This is a genomic window from Virgibacillus indicus, from assembly GCF_002266285.1.
GTDB lineage: Bacteria > Bacillota > Bacilli > Bacillales > Amphibacillaceae > Virgibacillus_K > Virgibacillus_K indicus.
Genome location: NZ_NPMS01000001.1, coordinates 341984 through 361270, shown reverse-complemented (window position 1 = coordinate 361270; position 19287 = coordinate 341984). Strand labels below are relative to the sequence as shown.

The 19287-nt window shown below is 36.4% G+C and carries 21 protein-coding genes; 7 read left to right on the top strand and 14 right to left on the bottom strand.

Translation table 11 applies throughout. The features are described from left to right. Positions 1–181: 181 nt before the first annotated feature. The 7 genes from CIL03_RS01805 (at position 182) to sigK (ending at position 6313) form a co-directional block, all read left to right on the top strand. Positions 182–2500, top strand: coding sequence for a Na+/H+ antiporter subunit A (locus CIL03_RS01805; protein WP_094883501.1), 2319 nt, complete (start codon positions 182–184; stop codon positions 2498–2500). Continuing rightward, complete coding sequence (locus CIL03_RS01800) at positions 2501–2839, top strand: Na(+)/H(+) antiporter subunit C (protein WP_094883500.1); 339 nt, start codon at positions 2501–2503, stop codon at positions 2837–2839. Then, on the top strand, positions 2832–4313 hold the full coding sequence (locus CIL03_RS01795) for a Na+/H+ antiporter subunit D (RefSeq protein ID WP_094883499.1): 1482 nt from the start codon (positions 2832–2834) through the stop codon (positions 4311–4313). Before CIL03_RS01800 ends, CIL03_RS01795 begins: the two co-directional genes overlap by 8 nt. A 6-nt stretch (positions 4314–4319) precedes the next feature. Next, positions 4320–4796, top strand: coding sequence for a Na+/H+ antiporter subunit E (locus CIL03_RS01790; protein WP_094883498.1), 477 nt, complete (start codon positions 4320–4322; stop codon positions 4794–4796). Next, positions 4793–5104 carry a Na(+)/H(+) antiporter subunit F1 gene (locus tag CIL03_RS01785; protein ID WP_094883497.1) on the top strand — a complete coding sequence of 104 codons (312 nt, stop codon included), beginning with the start codon at positions 4793–4795 and terminating at the stop codon, positions 5102–5104. The genes CIL03_RS01790 and CIL03_RS01785 overlap by 4 nt, the downstream gene beginning before the upstream one ends. After that, positions 5085–5462: a monovalent cation/H(+) antiporter subunit G gene (mnhG, locus tag CIL03_RS01780; protein ID WP_094883496.1), complete on the top strand. Its 378-nt coding sequence runs from the start codon at positions 5085–5087 to the stop codon at positions 5460–5462. The genes CIL03_RS01785 and mnhG overlap by 20 nt, the downstream gene beginning before the upstream one ends. 143 nt (positions 5463–5605) lie before the next feature. Next, the gene (gene sigK, locus CIL03_RS01775) at positions 5606–6313 is read left to right on the top strand and encodes an RNA polymerase sporulation sigma factor SigK (protein ID WP_094883495.1); all 708 of its coding nucleotides are present in this window, start codon (positions 5606–5608) and stop codon (positions 6311–6313) included. 104 nt (positions 6314–6417) lie between these two features. Here sigK and mtnN read toward each other — a convergent pair whose 3' ends face one another. The 14 genes from mtnN to CIL03_RS01705 all read right to left on the bottom strand — a co-directional run bounded on the left by mtnN (position 6418) and on the right by CIL03_RS01705 (position 19287). Next, positions 6418–7107: a 5'-methylthioadenosine/S-adenosylhomocysteine nucleosidase gene (gene mtnN, locus CIL03_RS01770; RefSeq protein ID WP_094883494.1), complete on the bottom strand. Its 690-nt coding sequence runs from the start codon at positions 7105–7107 to the stop codon at positions 6418–6420. Between the two features lie 24 nt (positions 7108–7131). Beyond that, a complete protein-coding gene (locus tag CIL03_RS01765) occupies positions 7132–7827 on the bottom strand; it encodes a YrrS family protein (protein WP_094883493.1) in 696 nt (231 codons plus the stop codon). 397 nt (positions 7828–8224) lie between these two features. Then, on the bottom strand, positions 8225–8476 hold the full coding sequence (locus CIL03_RS01760; RefSeq protein WP_094883492.1) for a hypothetical protein: 252 nt from the start codon (positions 8474–8476) through the stop codon (positions 8225–8227). Positions 8477–8550: 74 nt separating this feature from the next. Then, entirely contained in the window at positions 8551–9933 is a 1383-nt protein-coding gene (locus CIL03_RS01755) for a type VII secretion protein EssB/YukC (protein WP_094883491.1), read from the bottom strand. A gap of 20 nt (positions 9934–9953) precedes the next feature. Next, complete coding sequence (locus tag CIL03_RS01750; RefSeq protein WP_094883490.1) at positions 9954–10865, bottom strand: serine/threonine protein kinase; 912 nt, start codon at positions 10863–10865, stop codon at positions 9954–9956. Between the two features lie 18 nt (positions 10866–10883). Continuing rightward, on the bottom strand, positions 10884–11813 hold the full coding sequence (locus CIL03_RS01745; protein WP_094883489.1) for a PP2C family protein-serine/threonine phosphatase: 930 nt from the start codon (positions 11811–11813) through the stop codon (positions 10884–10886). Next, positions 11813–13369, bottom strand: coding sequence for a DUF6382 domain-containing protein (locus tag CIL03_RS01740; RefSeq protein ID WP_094883488.1), 1557 nt, complete (start codon positions 13367–13369; stop codon positions 11813–11815). The genes CIL03_RS01745 and CIL03_RS01740 overlap by 1 nt, the downstream gene beginning before the upstream one ends. 64 nt (positions 13370–13433) lie before the next feature. Beyond that, positions 13434–13946: an A24 family peptidase gene (locus tag CIL03_RS01735; RefSeq protein ID WP_094883487.1), complete on the bottom strand. Its 513-nt coding sequence runs from the start codon at positions 13944–13946 to the stop codon at positions 13434–13436. A gap of 30 nt (positions 13947–13976) precedes the next feature. Continuing rightward, the gene (locus CIL03_RS01730; RefSeq protein ID WP_133087806.1) at positions 13977–14561 is read right to left on the bottom strand and encodes a TadE/TadG family type IV pilus assembly protein; all 585 of its coding nucleotides are present in this window, start codon (positions 14559–14561) and stop codon (positions 13977–13979) included. A gap of 82 nt (positions 14562–14643) precedes the next feature. Next, positions 14644–15303 (bottom strand): DUF4352 domain-containing protein, encoded by a 660-nt coding sequence (locus CIL03_RS01725; protein WP_094883485.1) that lies wholly within the window; start codon positions 15301–15303, stop codon positions 14644–14646. An 11-nt stretch (positions 15304–15314) separates the two neighbouring features. Further along, positions 15315–17438 carry a DUF5702 domain-containing protein gene (locus tag CIL03_RS01720; protein WP_094883484.1) on the bottom strand — a complete coding sequence of 708 codons (2124 nt, stop codon included), beginning with the start codon at positions 17436–17438 and terminating at the stop codon, positions 15315–15317. A gap of 14 nt (positions 17439–17452) precedes the next feature. Beyond that, positions 17453–18121: a TadE/TadG family type IV pilus assembly protein gene (locus CIL03_RS01715; protein WP_165767878.1), complete on the bottom strand. Its 669-nt coding sequence runs from the start codon at positions 18119–18121 to the stop codon at positions 17453–17455. 70 nt (positions 18122–18191) lie between these two features. After that, entirely contained in the window at positions 18192–18383 is a 192-nt protein-coding gene (locus CIL03_RS01710; RefSeq protein WP_094883482.1) for a Flp1 family type IVb pilin, read from the bottom strand. A 40-nt stretch (positions 18384–18423) separates the two neighbouring features. After that, positions 18424–19287, bottom strand: coding sequence for a type II secretion system F family protein (locus CIL03_RS01705; protein ID WP_165767877.1), 864 nt, complete (start codon positions 19285–19287; stop codon positions 18424–18426).

Here is a 19287-nt window from a genome sequence, read left to right as displayed (position 1 = left end):
ATATTATGTTAAACTATTTTATGGATGTTTTTTCAATTTATAACATACATAAACTGAAGTATATTAAGAATGATGGATGCAAATATACCCGCCAATTCCATGTAACAGCATTAACCTATACTTCCCTATTAAATCCATATCATAATATAGTTCAAAATCTACTAAGGAGGACTCCCAATAGATGATATTTGCAGTTTTAATTCCACTTCTTATTGCCTGTTTTATTCCTTACCTGAGTAAAATAAAGCATAAGATACATACCGGCTACTTCGTTTTTATTATTCCTTTAGTTATATTTATTTATTTTGTACGGTTTATCGGCAATGATTTTACTCCTGTAAGACAAACGGTGAACTGGATACCTTCCCTGGGAATAAATTTTGATTTTTACTTAGATGGATTAAGTTTATTGTTTGTTCTGCTGATAAGCGGAATTGGGGCACTTGTTGTGCTTTATTCTATTTTTTATCTCAGCAATCAAGAAAGACTGGGACATTTTTATGTCTATTTGCTGATGTTTATGACTGCAATGCTAGGTGTAGTTTTATCAGATAATATATTTGTTTTATACACCTTCTGGGAATTGACATCCATTTCATCTTTTCTGTTAATTGGGTATTGGCATTTTAAAGAACGCTCAAGGTATGGTGCTTTAAAATCCATGATGATCACAATATTTGGCGGCCTTAGCATGTTTGGTGGCTTTATACTGCTATCTGTAATTACTGGAACAACTAGCATTCAGCAAATGATCGCACAATCCGATATGATTTTGACCAGCGATTATTTACCGTTAATCTTAATCCTGATCCTTTTGGGAGCATTTACGAAGTCAGCCCAATTCCCTTTCCATATATGGCTGCCCGACGCAATGGAAGCACCTACTCCAGTAAGTGCTTATCTTCACTCGGCAACGATGGTTAAGGCTGGTTTGTTTCTAGTCGCACGTTTCTCACCTGTGTTCTCAGGTTACGAATTGTTCTTCATAATTGTAAGCCTAATTGGAATCATTACTTTATGCTGGGGATCCTATATGGCTGTGAGACAAACAGATTTAAAAGCAATATTGGCATTTTCAACAGTCAGTCAGCTTGGTATGATCATGGCAATGCTTGGTTTTGGTACAGAAGCCGCTGTATTTGCAGCTGTATTCCATATTTTAAACCATGCAACCTTTAAAGGAAGTCTATTTATGGTGGCAGGTATCATCGATCACGAAACAGGTACACGAGATATAAGGAAACTTGGCGGTTTGCTTACATTTATGCCAATGACCGCAACACTTGCTCTCTTCGGTACATTTTCAATGGCCGGTGTGCCATTGCCGTTTTTAAATGGTTTTTACAGTAAAGAGTTATTTTTTGATGCAACTCTTGGATTAGATGCTGCCACAATACTTAGTCAGGCAATACCATATCTGGCAGTTTTCGGAAGTATCTTCACATTTGTTTATTCCATGTATTTCTTTTTTGGTGTGTTTACAGGGCCCAAACAATTCAATTTATTACCAAAAAAACCCCATGAAGCACCAATGGGAATGCTAATTTCACCAATTGTTTTAGTTTTAGGAGTAGTTGTAATTGGATTATTCCCTAATCTGGCTAACGCACCTTTCCTGCTTCATGCCGCCCAGGCTGTTAACAGTGGAGTGGAATTCCATGAAGTCAGCTTTTGGCATGGGTTTAAGCCACCGCTGATTATGTCATTAATAGTAGTTGGCCTGGGTACAGTATTAGTTATGACCCGCAAAAAATGGGCATCTGTATACACTGTTCTGCCAGGCAGGTTAAGCTTTAATAAGGCTTATGACAAACTGATTGAGAAAATAGACAGTTATTCAGCAGGTGTTACCAACTACTATATGAATGGTTCTTTAAAAACGTATATGACGTTAATTCTAGGTACAACCCTGATCGTTACATTTATTTTCATGCTGCTGACAAATGGGTTTGCTTTGTCAACTGATAACTCAGCTGACTTTTCAGTTCTTGAAATTTCAGTGGTCATAATTATGATTATTGCAGCAATTGCAACCATCTTTATGAATCATAATGTTGCTGCAATCCTGGTACTTGGGGTTGTTGGTTTCGGGGTAGCGATTCTATTTGTGACTTACAGAGCTCCTGATATCGCTTTGACACAACTCGTTATTGAAACCATATCAGTTGCATTGTTTTTACTCTGTTTCTACCACCTTCCGAAATTAAAGAAGTCAACAGATTCAGCCAAAACCAAAATCGCCAATGCAACAATCGCAATAGGATTTGGCGCACTAATGACAGCCATTGGTATATCTGCACACAGCAGCAATTGGTTTGATTCAATTTCAGAGTATTTTATTGAAACATCCTACACTCTTGGTGGGGGAGATAATATTGTTAATGTAATTTTGGTAGACATGCGTGGACTAGATACCTTATTTGAAATTGCTGTACTCGGAATTGCAGCACTAGCGATTATCGGCCTCATTAAATACAAAAAGAATAAGGGGGCGGAATAAATGGAAATAATTATATCCATCCTATCGGGCGTATTATTTGCTGCAGCGATTTATAACATTTTACAAAAACAATTACTAAGGATTGTAATTGGAACTACATTATTATCGCATGGAGCACATCTGTTTATTTTTACTATGGGAAAACTCAAAACCGGCCAGCCCCCTGTACTAACTGATGGAATTTCAGATTATACGGATCCACTGCCACAGGCATTAATCCTGACATCTATTGTTATCAGTTTTGGAGTGACCAGTCTTCTTTTGGTATTGGCCTACAGAACAACTCAAGAAAACAATACAGATAATATGGAACAATTAAGGGGTAGCGAAAATGAGTAATTTAGCAGTATTACCAATCATCATTCCATTAATATCAGCTATTATCCTGGTATTCTTTAATTCAAAAGTTAATATTTCCCGTGGATTAGCAAAGTTATTTTCATTGATAAACTTAAGCGTAGCCCTTTACATCAATTGGTATGTTCTGGAGAATGGATCCATTATACTTGAAACAGGAGATTGGGCAGCACCCTATGGAATCATTCTCGTAGTTGATTCTTTAGCAGCTATTCTGGTTTTAACAACCAATTTGATTGCAGCAGCATGTGCTTTTTATGCACCAAATGCTGGTTTAGAAAGAAAGGAAAAATTTTACTTCTATCCACTTTTCTTCTTTCTTATCTCAGGAGTATCCGGAGCTTTCGTTACAGGAGATTTATTTAACCTCTTTGTATTCTTTGAAGTACTTTTGATGGCTTCTTATGGATTAATTGTTCTAGGCGGGGATAAAGTTCAGTTAAGGGAATCGCTAAAATATTTACTGATTAACGTTTTCTCTTCCATGCTGTTTGTTACAGCAATTGCGTTTCTCTATGCTGTTGTCGGAACGGTTAACATGGCACATATCGCACAGCGCGTACAGGAAGTAGAACAGCAAGGTGTCTTAACTGCTATCGGAGTTCTCTTGTTTTTCGTCTTTGCAACAAAAGCAGCTTTATTCCCGCTCTATTATTGGCTGCCAAAATCTTATGTTGTTCCAAATCCGGTCATTTCTGCACTATTTGGAGCATTATTGACAAAAGTTGGTATTTATTCCATCTTAAGAGTCTTTTCTCTCATATTCGTTTACAAATTAGAACTGACACATGAAACATTTATTTGGATTGCCGGTCTGTCCATGATATTTGGAGTTATTGGCGCATTATCGACAAATAATATAAAACTGATTATTGCGTATAATATTATCCCTGCAATCGGTTTTATCATCCTGGGAATTGGTGTGTTAAACCAGGAAAGTTTAGGTGGTTCTGTCTATTATCTGATTCACGATATGATAATAAAAGCGGCATTATTTTTAATAGTTGGGGTTATAGCATACATAGCTGGAACTTCTGACCTTAGAAAAATGGGTGGTTTAATTAACTACTATCCATTTCTTGGCTGGCTATTATTTGTTGCTGCCTTTGTTCTGGCAGGAATCCCGCCATTCAGTGGATTTATAGGTAAATTGCTGCTGCTGCAAGGTGCATTTAAAGAAGGCGAAATTGCAATAGTCATTATTGGCCTGCTAACAAGTTTATTAATCCTCTATTCTATTATGAAAATTTTCATTAAAGGCTTTTGGGGAGACAAAGATGCAATGGGTGATTTTAAGAAAAAGCCTGTAAAAGGAATGATTGCACCAATTGTTTTCTTACTTGCATTTTCAGTAGCATTGGGAGTCGGCGCAGAATACTTTTATCCAATTGTTGATTCTATTGCTGCTTACCTTTTGGATCCAGAAATTTATATTGATTCTGTATTAAAGGAGTAATCGATTATGGCCTTTCAGATAGTTATAAATTTAATTATTGCATTTATGTGGATGTTTCTGAGTGAATCTTATTCTGCATCAAGCTTCATAGGCGGATACCTATTGGGTATTCTTCTATTACTCCTGCTAAACAGATTTATTCCGGATACATTTTATTTAAAAAGGGTTTTTAAGATCATTAGCCTGATCCTGCTGTTTATTAAAGAGCTGATATCTTCCAATATCGACATCGTGAAGCTGGTTTACACGCCTAAACTTGATGTAGAACCAGGAATATTTGAATTGCCAATTGAAGTAAAGAGCAACTGGGAAATAACAATGCTGGCCAATTTAATTACATTAACACCTGGTACTTTGTCTGTCGCAGTTTCTGATGACAACACACATTTATATATCCATGCGATGAATATCGATACGGTAGAAGAATCTATCAGTTCAATTAAGGATACATTTGAAAAAGCAATTATGGAGGTGACAAGATGACAGATTTACTAAAGTTTACAGATAGTTTTCTTGGCATCACCCTGATTATTTGCTCTGCCGGAATTTCATTATCGTTAGCTTTATTGCTCTATCAGATTATTAAAGGTCCTACACAGCCTGATCGTGCAGTGTCCCTGGATACAATCGGAATTAATCTGATGGGTATAGCTGGGATACTGGCTATTTTTCTGGAAACCACCAAATTAAATGATGTTGTTTTGTTGATTGGGATATTAGGATTTCTTGGTACTCTTGCCATAGCAAAATATCTGGAAAAGGGTGTTATCATTGATAGAGACTTGGACTGAGATTATTATCAATATATTAACAATACTCTTTTTACTAGTTGGCACATTTTTTATTCTTTCTGCATCCATTGGAATCGTTCGTTTCCCGGACGTTTATACGAGACTGCATGCCGCAACAAAAGCCTCCACACTTGGCATCGCCTGCATATTAATTGGTTCTTTTCTTTATCTCTATGTGGCACATTCGATTGTAAGTGGAAAATTGCTATTGGCAATCGTGTTTATTCTATTAACTGCTCCTGTCTCAGCCCATATGATATCAAGGGCTGCACACAAAAACGGGGTAAAGCCATATCTGAAAAACAGGCAGGATGCTTATGAAGATGCAATAAAAAAATATCAGCAAGATAATATGTAAATCTTTTGAAGGGAAGTTCTTAAAATAGGACTTCCTTTTTTTCTTTTATATTTATACGGACAGACACGAAACCATTAACAGCCTCATAAAGATGTTATATATAGGCAAAAGCCTAGTGCAGCATCCAGAGGAGGTGTATTTACTTGTCCGGAATTCTAACTGTGCTTGGACTTCTGATTAAAGAAGCTTTATTTTTTGTTTCTTATGTTAAAAACCATGCTTTCCCACAACCACTGCCGCCGGATGAAGAAGCAAAATACATTAATGAAATGCAAGATGGAAATGAAGAAGCCAGAAATAAGCTGATTGAACATAACTTAAGATTGGTGGCACATATTGTTAAAAAGTTTGAAAATACTGGAGAAGATGTGGAGGACTTAATATCCATTGGCACCATAGGCTTAATTAAAGGTGTCGAAAGCTTTTCAGTTGATAAAGGAACAAAGCTTGCAACCTATGCTGCCCGTTGTATAGAAAATGAGATTTTGATGCATTTGCGGGCTTTAAAAAAGGTAAAAAAGGATGTATCCCTGCACGATCCAATCGGGCAGGATAAAGAAGGTAATGAAATTAGTTTAATTGATATACTGGAGGCAGAGAACGAAAATGTCATTGAATACATTCAGCTGAATATGGAAATAGCCAAAATGCAGGATTATTTTACGATACTTGATAACCGGGAACGTGAGGTAATTGTATACCGTTATGGCTTAAACAATTATAAGGAAATGACACAGCGTGAGATTGCCAAAAAGCTGAATATTTCAAGAAGCTATGTATCACGAATTGAAAAAAGAGCATTAATGAAAGTATTTCATGAGTACTACCGTAAAGAGAGGAACGGACAATAAATGAGCGTAAACGCTTTCGCATCAATGCTCATTTGAAATCTGACACTCACCTCCCCTTCTTCTGATTATTATTAATTTAATGGGAGGAGAGTGTAATCAGTTCATTATAATTTTTTGATTACCAGCATAATTAAATTTGCTGCGTTTTTCGCAGCTTTTTCTAGAAACGCATCAAATGAAATAGAGGATTTTTTTCCTGCAATATCAGATAAAGCACGGATAATTACAAATGGTGTATTGTATTGATAACAAACCTGTGCTATAGCAGCTGCTTCCATTTCAGCAGCAATCATTGCTGGAAACTTATTTTGGACAAAAGCTGTGTGGTCCGGTTCTTCCATAAATGAATCCCCGGTGGCAATCAATCCCTCTTCATAGTTAATCGATAATTTTTTTACTGCTTCAGCTGCTTTTAATACTAAATCAGAATCGGCCGGATACATTGCCGGCATTCCCGGAACTTGTCCATAGGCATAATTAAATGCTGTAACATCTACATCATGGTGAACTACCTGTGTGGAGATAACGATATCCCCAATTTCCAGATTTTTCGAGAATCCCCCAGCAGATCCAGTATTTATCACATGTGTGGGATTAAATTTCTCATGCATGATTGCTGCTCCCATCGCTGCATTGACTTTTCCAATCCCCGATTTTAATAAAACAACCTCTTTATCATAAAGCTTGCCTTTAACAAATAAACAATTTGCTACAGTTATCTTTTCTTTTTCAGTTATATTTTCTAATAATAAAGCTATTTCTTCATCCATTGCTCCGATGATGCCAATCGTCATGCCTATACCTCCATTTAGCATTTCCTACATGTTCTTTCGGTCATTTTCGATTAATTCTTCCACTTTAGTAGGCTGCCAGCCCTTTTCATCAATCCAGGATAAATAAACGCGGTAAATTTCTGTTTGGGCATTATTGGAAACAGTTGCAATTACTTTTTGATCCCCGCCGTTTTCATACCACCATTCAATCATGTCATTCTCCGCTATTCCAGTTGCAACGCTCGCAGCTTGTTTCAATTCTTGACGGTCTGCAGTACCTTCTTCATATGTCGTAGTATGTGGACCTTCCTGTTCTGTTCCTATAGGTTCCCAATTGCCTGTATAAGCTTTTGATACATTATCATCCGAGGGTTCCACTTCTTCAGTTTCCACATTTTCATTATTATCCTCGTTGTTTTCTTCATCCGATTTTTGGTCATTATTTGAATCATCTTCGGTTTCCTCTGTGTTTTCGGAATCAGTATCGGAATTTTCGTTATCTGCATTGGAATCATTTTCTTCTGTATTACTATTCTCATTATCCTCATTTATTACGATGTCTTCAGATGCCTCATCCGGCTGATTTGCATTTTCCTCATCATTCCCACCGCCGAATAACCAAATTCCAAGTAAGATGATGATAAGAATACCACCAATTATAAGCAAAATTGAAATGTTTTTTGTATTTTTTCTGCGTTTTTCAAACTTGTCCAAGCGTGAGTTTTTGTCATTATCGCTCATAAAGTGATCCCTCCCTACAGTTACCTTATTATAACAACATATTTCGAATATGAAAATAAAAATAGCTGCATAATACTAACTGTCCATCTTTGAAACCTTAACCATAGATGTTAAAAACAATAGTCACAGAAATGTATTTTACCGCTTAATAAATGACAATACATCCATCTAATTTCTTATGCTTTGAATTAATAGTACTCGCAAATTATACAACCCAAAGGAAGAAAATTCCCTTGGGCAAGTTTTAATATTATTCTTCTGGAATAGGTATTTTAAACTTAGTTTCGATATCAATAGCTTCTGCTTCATACGTTAAGTACAGCAAATCAAAATAACTGCTGCCATATACTAAAGTACCCGTAATTTCTTCGTCCGAAGCTAATTCTTCAAGTCCTTCTTAATCATCATACATTGATCCGCCAGTTTTTCGGCCTGATCCGATAAATATTGCAAATAGTATTATAAAGATCACAAATACAATAATTATTGAAATGACTATTGCAGAAGTTTTGCTGTCAGCTATGCCCAAATTTATCAGCAGCACACTTAATTTATCCACTGCCCAGAAAGCTGCAGTAAGTAAAAACTCAACTACTGTTGTGAAAATATTGCTTAAAAATTCAAATATAACAGAGAAAACATCACTCAAAAACAGATCGCCTCCTTATTCGACCACTATAACAGAAAATGTGCTGCAATATACAACACATTATAATCTTGATATTAGTCTTTTAATTTTTTGATTTCCTCATCCAGTTTTTTAATAGCTTCCTCTTTCTCTTCTTTTTCCATATCATTATTTTTTTCAATCTCTGATTTCTTTAATTCCAGACTATCTATCTCGATTTCCTTATTCTTGAGCTCTTTTCCAAGTTTCAAAGCTTCCTCATGGTTTTTCAGTTCAATATAGCTTTTTGCTGCTAAATATTTCGCATTGTTCACATCAGGATTCTGATTAAATATCTCTGTAACCTTCTTATAATCACTATTTAACCATGCTTGCTGAATCTTGACTTCTGGCAAATCTGATTTCATATCCAATATTGCCTGATTTGCCTCTTCGCTTTTTAACTCCTTAAGTTTTTCTAAGATCTTTGAGTGATATTCTTCGCTTAGGCTTGCAGCTTTCGTTAGACTGTCTACCGAATTCAACTTAATATATTGTTCAATCAGAGTTCGATTTGCACTTTCATCAAGCTTTTCAATACCTTCTAATATGACAATTGCCTCTTCTGTATCTCCAACCAATGCTGAACGGTAACCGTGCATCGTTTTCCGATTAGTCTCGAGCAGGGATTTTAATTCTTCTTTTTCATTAGCTAGTTTTTCTTCTTTTTCACTTTGGTTATTTGCTGTAACGGTAGATGCCTCTGTTAACGGTACTACTTTAATAAAATATAAGGCCATCATTCCAATTAAAATACCTAACAATAAACCAGACAGCAAGGATAGTCGTTGCTGAGGTTTCTGTACTTTCTCTTTAATTGCAGCTGCTGGTTTTTTGTATTTTGGATTTTCCTCTGGTTTAACCTCTTTTAAAGCATGTTCCAGCTGCTTAAAAGATTCTGCAGCAATGACCTTCTTTATACCTGGATCTCTGACTTCAAGCTTCTCTAAATCTGCTGCAGTTAAATCAGCGAAACTATAGGATGAAAATAAGTAAAGCAAGATTATTTTCATTTCATTAATCAATTGATGCGATGTCAATTCTTTTGGAGGCAGGACTGCCCGAATTCCCCGGTGGGCAAATTTGACATCTCCATTCTCATTAATATAAATATTATCCGGGTGGATCAATGCTGTATATTGCGTACCTATAATTTTTTTGACTGACAGCAGTTTTGATGCGATTTTTTGCTTCATTGCAGTATCTAATTCCGGATACTTGTTTAATGCCTTAAAATCTTCCGGCTTCTTATAAGAAAACCGCAGCATCTTTTCTTCAACCGTATAATGCTGACATTCAAAAAATAATGAATCATTCTTTTTTAATTCATTAAGCTGTTCAATATCAACTAGTTCTGTTTGTTCTTTTGGAATTTCATAATTGACGAAATTATTATTCTCATTGATAAAACCATGCTGCAGTTTATATTTATCTGTCATACAATAGCCTCCTCATACCACTAAAAAATAAAGGATAGAATAACATATCCTACAACAATCGCGGAAACGGAAATGGTCGATATGTACCTTATATCTGACCAATTCCAATTTCTGATATCGTTTATTTTATATTCTTCTCTCGCTTTTAATAAGAGCTCTTTAGCTTCCACTGCATTCTGAAGCCTGTTTTCTGGTTCTAATTGAACTAATTGGTCAATACTGTTCTCTAGGCTTTTCGAAAGCTTTTTTTGAAAATGTCTGATTGGTTTTTGAGCTACATATACATACTTCCCTTCCGAAAGCAGGTAATAAAGCAGTGCACCTAAAGAAAATAAATCAGTTCTTGTGTCTGTTTGCTTTTTTTCGAATTGTTCTGGTGCAGCAAATCCGACCGTTCCAATCTGAACAGTGTCTTTCATCCGATTTTCCTGAAACTTTCTTGCGATACCAAAATCAATTAATTTTATAGTTCTATCATTCATTATCATAATATTTCCCGGTTTTACATCCCGGTAAATGATTGGGTATGGTTCCCTGTTATGTAAATAATGAAGCAGGTCACACAGCTGGAGACCTATTTGGAGAACCATATCTGTAGGCAATTCATAATTATTTTGCTCAAAGTATTCGGATAACGTTACCCCATCTATATACTCAAGTACTAGAAAAAAATAATCATCAGAAGAAAAGAAATCTGCAACATGAGGTAAATTGGGATGATCAAGTTCACTTAAGATTTTTGTTTCATCAACTAGCTTAGGCGCGAGCTTACTCGACATATTGGCTATTTTAGCTGCCCATTTCTTTGCAGGATTATTAATTTCCTCAATTAAATAAACTTCAGACATTCCACCGGAAGCAATATGTGACAAAACTTTGTATTTATTATTTAAAATGTCTCCTTCTTTTATTAGAATGCCATGCTTGTTCATTTGTTCAGCCCCCTGCAGCTATTCATTGCCTCCAAAAAGTGAAAATATATTTTTTCTTTTCTTTTGTACAGTGTTATCCCCATAAAGATTTCTGATTAAAATCAAAGTGATATTGTCATTTGCTTCCCGGAAATTCGAAAAGTTAATCAAATAATCACAGATTGACTGTAGATTGGTATATTCCTTCTCCAGACTTATCAGCATATCTTTGATTTCACTATTGGAAAACAATGAATGGAATCCGTCACTGCAGACTAAAAACAAATCACTGGATTGATAATTGCCATATTCTATATGGGGGGTAATATTACCTTCAATTCCGAGACACTGTGTCAGCACATTCCTTTTTGGATGATTTCTGGCTTCTTCCTCTGTGATTGTACCAGCTTTTACTTGGCTATCTACCCAGGAGTGATCATCCGTCAGCTTATGCAGTTTTGGGTCTGATTCCAGAACATCCGTATTCTCCATATCCAGTAAGCGCCCGTTTTGTTCATGTATATGAAAATACTGCTGAAGTCCATAGTTCCAGCCGCTCATCTGATAAATCCTGCTGTCGCCGATGTGAATAACACCGTATTGTCCTTTATATAAAACTAATAGCGACAGTGTGGTACCCATTTTTATTCCCATGTGCTTGCTTGTTGCCATAATGGTTTTATTAATTTTTCTTATTACATTTTCCCCTTCGCGAAGAACCCGGGTGATTACGTCTTTTTTCTTTACAATTTTATCAATGCGTTTGTCCCACCATTTTATAAAAGCAGATATGGCAAGACGGCTGGCTGTTTCGCCAACCTGGTATCCTCCCATGCCATCTGCTACAATAAATAGTGCTATGTCGTTTCCTTTGGCGTCAGTCTGGATGCGAAAGAGATGGGAATCCTCATTTTTACTTTTTTTGGTTCCTTTATGTGTCGCAATGCCGGTTTGCCAATTTAGACTCATCAGGAATTACTCCATTTAAATGTATAGCTGGCTTTCCCAAGTTCGAATGAATCATCTTCATTAAGTGCATATATTTTATAAGGAACCATAGCATTGCCATTGAGTTTTGAACCATTTTTTGAGCCTAAATCCTTTAAACCATAACTGGAACCATCAATTTTAATTATTTCAACATGGATTCTTGAAACACCAACAGCTTCCTCAGTATAGTTAACAGATTCTGTATTTCTTCCAATCAGAAAGTTGTTAGCATCAATATCTATTCTCTCTGTTTGTCCTTCAGGGGTACTTTTCAGTAAAACAGCCAGTACCTCAGCTTTAGAATCCTTCTTGGCGAAGGATAAATTTCCTTCATCTTCCAGTAAAACTGTATCCTCGCTATTGTCTGCCAATAAAGTTGTATCCACAGCCAAAGTTGCTGCAGCTGCTGAATTCTGGGATGGGAAAGGTGCCACATTGGAATATGCCGGATTTCCCTGATCAGGTGCCTGAAAGCTGTAATTCTGATTAAATTGCGGATTAGGTGTTTGTACAGGTCTTTTTTGTGTTTCTGTTGGCTTATGGTCTGCATCTTTTTCTTTTTCCAGTTCTGTCTCAACAGGCTTGACTCCTGGTCTCCATACCCTCCAATAAACAACTAGCGCTGCAATGATTACAACTGATAAAAAACCTGATACTAAAAGCATGGCACGTGATGGATTTATATCAAATAATTTCCACACCATTGCAAGTGCCAGCAATGAACCAGCAAACATATATACCTTTTCCCTTGAAGAAAGCGGGGGGAGTTTCTTTTTGCTTTTTTGTGTTTCTGCTGGCTGGATTTCAGAAGCTTTTTCCTGGCTGTGTGCAGGCTGCTGGTTTTGTCTGACGTAAGGATTCGCCGCTTGAACAGGCATATTATAATTATTAACAGAATTATAAGGTCCGTTTCCAAATCCATATTGTTCATTTGGAATATTCACATTGGAACGCAATGCAATCAGCTCCAGTAATAACTTTTTTAAACCTGAGAAACTGAAAGCTGTATTCTTGATATAATTCAAGATGCTTTTAAATTCATTCCCCTGCAGTCCTTCCACCTCACCCGCAACATCTGTCAGCAGCTTTTTGAAGTCTTCTGTCACGTCAGTATCTTTTTCAAGATTTGCAACAGGCAAATAGGTCAAATAGACATCGCCGGCATGTTCACCAATATAAATGAATTCCTGCTTTATAATGAAATTTTGCTGATCCAGCATATATGATCCGGTATTTTCCAGTGTCGTGATGATCGACAGGAATAATTGATAATAATCATTCATAGATGTGCTGTTATCCCTGAAATAAGATATCAGTTTCCTTTTTGAAGTGATATCATAATGCAGTTTTGAAGTGAGATCCATATCCTCTACAGACATTTTCAGCAAATGAGGAATTTTATTTGACTGCATCATTTTAAGCTGGACAGCATTTAAATCTTCTGAAGTCAGTTCTTCATCATTTTTTTTATTAAAAATGATAGAATGCCCATTTTGATGTGAATAATCATAGTTTAAATTGTAAATTGTACCCATTTCAATTCCTCCTAAAATAATGAAAACCAGATAACAGGATTATTTTATATGCAATGAGAATTGATTAAAATAATATATAATAATAGGAAACTATAACAGCAGGCAAAATAGCATACATAAAGGGAAAGTTAACTATCTTTTCTTCCTTGTCTATCATGCCTATGTTAGTTTCCATCACTCTGTTCAGATAAGCAAAAAGTTTATTGATGATAATATGTAACTTAGTCCTCGTAAATAATAATAGAATGATACCAATAAATCCTCCAAATACGATTGAATGCATAAGAATGTACAGCACATTTTCGAATCCAGTAAATGCCCCAATAGCAGCAAATAATTTCACATCTCCTGCACCGATTGCCTTAAAGGCATACAGAAGCAGGCAAATACCACCGCCTGCAGCCAACCCGAAGAAAGAAAACAAAATACCGTCAATTCCTCCACTGATAAGATGGGTGATCAATCCAAGAAGCACACTGCCTGCAGTGAGCCAATTAGGGATTTTATTATATTTGACATCCCAAATAAAAGCGATAATTATTATAACAAATAATAAATAATCATAAATATGTAACATACATTCACCCAATCTGACTCATTTTATTCATCAATATCCGCCCACCCACAGCCGTTCATAGGCCTTTTTCTTAATTGTAATTGTATGATCAACAAATGGTACGACAATGTCCATGTCATATTCAGCAGTAATTCCAACATAAGATTCAGAAGAACCATTGATCGAGCCAGGAAGGTCAACTTCTACCCGAACATTTGACTCATCAAAAAAACTATTGTCCACATTATCAGCAAATTTACCCTGGATGATTGGAGTCACAAGTCCTGAACTTAATTGCTGAATATAATTTGATCCTGAAATATCAATATCAAATGCTGCACGGAAAGTAGTCCCCACTAACTTTTCGACATCACCCATATTAAATTCGTTAATTGTTAATCCCGAAAGTTTGTCATTTGCAATACTTCTTGTTTCTTCTGTTAAAATAGTCACTGGATATGCGTGGGTAGCAATCACCTGTGCTGTCTCAGAGACAGATTTATTCAAAGCAATCTCTGCAACAGAAATTTTTATGATGGTTGCCATGAATACGACAAATAACATAAAAACCGGCAAGACCATTGCAGCTTCTAACGTAATGCTCCCGTTTTCATTTCGTAGACGAATAGTAAACACCTCCAGCAGTTTCTTGCCAGAATTCTTTTGTAGAGCGATTTACATTCTGGCAAGATCTCCGAAGCATAGTATTGTTCTTCAATTACTTTGCTTCATCTGCAGAAAAAATAAATGAAATCTGATTGGACAGCGAATCTAAATCTACCGCAGTCTGTAATGCATAACTATCACTTTTCTGAATGTCGAATAATAGTACACCAGATTGTGATTCTCCAGATTCTATCTGGCCTGGCCATTCTTCAGCAACTCCTTCGATAAAGAACCAAGGCATGCCGCTATCACCATGTTCTGTCGCCAATTCAGTACTTCCAAGTGCATCATCAGCACTGAGTGCATCTTCACCAAGATTCTTTACCGTTAAATCAACAATCACATAATTTCCCTGCTGACTAGGCTCACCGCCTGCTTCCTCTTTAATTTCCACAGAATTTAGTGTGATTTCATGTTTAGAAAAGTTATTTGTTATCGTACCAGTATCGCCTATACTCAATTTAAGCTGATCTTCAGCTTTTTCATCTGGTGCTGACCCAGTATCCCCAGATTCTTCGGAACTGTCTTCTTCTGAATCAGAAGCATTTCCTTCATCAGATTCACTTTCTTGTTCTTCATCTGTATTTGTTTCCTCTTCAGTCTGCTCTTCCTGGTTATTCTCTTCATCTGTATTATCCTGATCATCACTGCAGGCAGCTAAAATACCGGCTAACAACATAACAATAAACAGGTTGAATAATAATCGTTTCATTTATATTCCTCCTAGTATGAATAATCCACTTCTTTTTCAATGTAATATCTTCCATTCTGAACTTTACCATCTAAGACACCTGTTGTTCCAAGCATATCCATTATTCCAGGTAAGAACCACAAATCAATCGATGCTTCTGTTGTCCCAGTAGCATAAATAGGAGCATCTAGCAGATCTTCACTTGTTTTTTCATCCACTACTGACTGGATACGGTTAATTCGTGAATCATCTCCTGGATGCATAAACAGGAATAATCGTAAATAAAACTTATAATCTGTCATAAATGGTCTCATTTTATTTATATGGAATAAGGGAACTTCTTCTCCACTGGTCAATTTTCCAATATCCTTCACTGTTCTGTTAAATGCCCAGACAGTGGCAGCTATAGCTTTTGGTAAAGGGTGGGGAACTACTTTAACCTCTGGCTGGGTAAAGGCTGAAATAAAATTCAATCCAAAGCGGAGTGCTGTCAATTCCAGCAATGCATAACCATAATTCACTCCAGGTGTGTGGGATCCATATAATATATATTCAACTTCTCTATTTATAAATAGAAAACTATCCGGATAGCTTCCGGGTTCAAATACTCCCATGGTATCATCTGATGCAAATCTCGTCAGTATATATTCATTGATATAAGCATGATCTCTAGTTCCTGCTGCAAGATCTCCAAGATTGCTGAACAGGCTGCCTATCATGTCGAAAGCATCCTGTGATCCTTGTTCAGCATCTTCCAAATCCAGATCTCCGGCACTGTCTTCCGATGCACCACCATAATCAGCTACAAGATTTTCCAGTTTTTCGTATGTATCAAAATCAGTATTCAATGCCATTCCTTTGTTTACAATATCTTTAATCTTATTTAAAGCTTCTAAAGCATCTGAAAAACTGCTATCACCCGAATCTCCTGTTTCAGTTTCTTCATAGTTATCATCGGCATAGTTATGTGCTTCTTTTGTGTCAGTATAAGCAGTATTAAAATATTGTTTCAATAGATTTATCGCAGCATTCTGCGGCTCTTCCAGTAACCCATCAAAGTCGATTATCTGATATTTTACATATGGCACCAAAGATGAACTGCTCCCGGGTGCACGACCATTATCAACGTTATCTTCAGCATCTTCTGTCCGCGAAATCGCATTCGTGAAAAATGAGTCTTCAATGACATATTCTTTTACCTGGTCTGTTAAATCATCTAATTGGCCCTCCACGTCTGAAAGTGCCTGGTCGCTGCAATCGTTATTTGAAAGATTATCATATTTTTCATTTACTTCCTCTTCCACTTCAGCAATTTTATCTTCAATATTACCATTGATTTTTTTTGCTTTTTTTAAATCTTGAATCGCTCTTGTCAGTTCCCGCTTTGCAGCATTCCCATCGTTTCGGATATCAATGAATATATTTTTTAAATCCCTCTCAAATTCGGTTTTAGGATCATCTTCATATTCACTGAAATGTTTCTTTGCATCTTCTAAATTTTTAACATCGGGATAAACGGATGAGGAATTATTGTTCACTTCCCCATCAACCGACTTCAGGCTGTTTCTTGCGTTTAATAAATGCTCTTTAGCTTTTTCCATGTAATCGTCTCTGTCCTGGACTAGATCATCCACTTCTTTTGCAACATCCACAAAGACTTCTGCTTCTTGCATTGTACAGGTATACGGCAAAATACCGTCAATTATTATTTTTCCGAATTCGATTGGCGCCTTGTATTTCATTTCTTCAAGAATTTGATGTTTTACAAGTTCAGTATTGGAAAATGTGCGATTTTCGTTTGCGTTAAATGACGTACTTTCCATTTTGGTATCCACAAATTTGTAATAGCCGCTTTCATCAACAGTGAGGTTCTCTTCAAATACATCCTCAAAAATCTGATCAGGTGATTCAGCTCCTTTATTTAAAACGAATAACCCTTTATTCTGGACATCTTTATTAAAGGACGAAAAAGTGGATCGTATTGCCGCTTTGGACGCTTGATCAACCTGATATTCAGCAACCATGATACGGACATAATCGATAAGTACCGCATTGAAAAAAAATAATAAGAGGGCAACTATGATTACATAAATGGATACAGCACCATTTTCTTTTACTATGAATTTACGAAATGCTGTATTTAATTTCCGTTTCAAAAAATTACCCTCCTTTATCTCCGTCTATTCATGAACTGAGTAATATATTGTGAATAATCCTTTATAGATTCAATTGCATAAATTACTAAATCTGTTGTCCTGATAAATTCAGTTGGTTCTACTACGGCATGACTGACTTCTGCCTTAATTTCGCTGATGCCAAATAAATTCAATACGGAAGAAGGTAAATTCAATGGACTGGTCAATGTAACTTTTATATTGCTTCCAGCCAGACCATTCTCATATTCCACTGTACCTGTTGCCCCCGCCGGCAGTACTCCTGATGAGGCTCGGGAAAGTTTCTTTTGCGGCAAACCTCCTCCGCCACCTGATCCAATCGGAACACTGGCAGAACTGCCTGAAAAAATGCTGATTCCAAATTGGGATAAAAACTGGTTATCTGTTACCCGCCAATACAATCCGTCTCCACCATCAAAAGTAGTGTATTTATCAAAGCTTCCATCACTGATGTCTTTATAGCTGTTATCCCAAATGAATGCAAGACGTTCAGCCACAGAGTTAGCACTGTAATGCAGTGCTGATTTTTGATAAATGACCAAACTCAGAAAGACGAGACATAAAGTGAGCATTAATAGTATCGGAAAAATGAGAGAAGCTTCAATAGTAAAATTCCCGCGTTCACTTTTTCTTAATTTTTGGAAACAATCTTCCACGAACTTCATAATACAAGTCCTTTCAAAGCTCATTTTAAAACAGGTTTACTTTACTTACTCTATGAATTTACTGGTCCTATCACCCGTTACTTTCAAATTTGTTTATCTCATCTCCGCCAAACTGAAGCAGACTCTCAATCCATCCCATTATTTCTTCTCTGAACATAAGCGCAATTACTACAATTACAGCAATTATCAGCATGATTTCAAGTGTTTGCATTCCTTCCTCGTCATTCCAGAATTGTTTAACTGAATTTTTAATTTTCTCCATTATAATTCCTCCTAATTTTAATAAACTTATAATATCCCAACTACATAATAGTAATTGCGGGGTATCCAACAATAATCATTACAGCCACAAATATGAAGATTAGTGGAAAAACCAGTTTGGAAGATGCTTCTTCCCCTTTTGTTTTTGAAATATTTTTCCGTTTTTCCCATAATTCATGTGACAGTTCGCGCAATGCCAGTATCAGGTCATTTCCACCTTTTCTGTAGTTTAATAGAATAGTAGTTGTAAAGATGGATATTTCCTGCACACCGCATTTTTTGCTTAAATCATTTAATACCTGGTGAAAAGGCTCATTACTCGCCATTTTATTAACAGTTTCGGACAATTCCCTGATTAATGGGGAATTGGGATCATTTGTTGTCGTTACACAGCGTATAAGCGCCTGCTGAACTGTCTCACCAGCATTTACAAGCAAAATGATTTTGTTTACAACCTCTGGCAGCTCTGTAAGTATTTTATCCTTTCGTTCTTTCTCCTGTGTTGCAAGTCTGCTGATCATGGCATAAGGAACCATAAAGGTAAATAATAAGCCAACAACCAGAATCGTAGGGTCTCCTTCTGAAAGAAGTGTGAATAAAAACGTTCCCAGCAGGCAGACCAATGCAGTTGAAATCAGCTGTGCAACATACATTCTCGTATGCTGAAGCGCTGTTCTGTTGCCATACAAGCTGATCATTTTTTGCTGTATTTTAGAAATTTGCCCATATAGCCGTTCCATTATCTTTAAGCCATCTATGATATATAAGGATACTGATGCCATAAACATCAATGGATAGCGATCCTTGTATTCAGCTATCACTACTTCATACCGTGAGCCGACTTTTATGGATAAAACAAAATAAACACAAATTATCAATAACGTAACAATCCCATATACAATCAC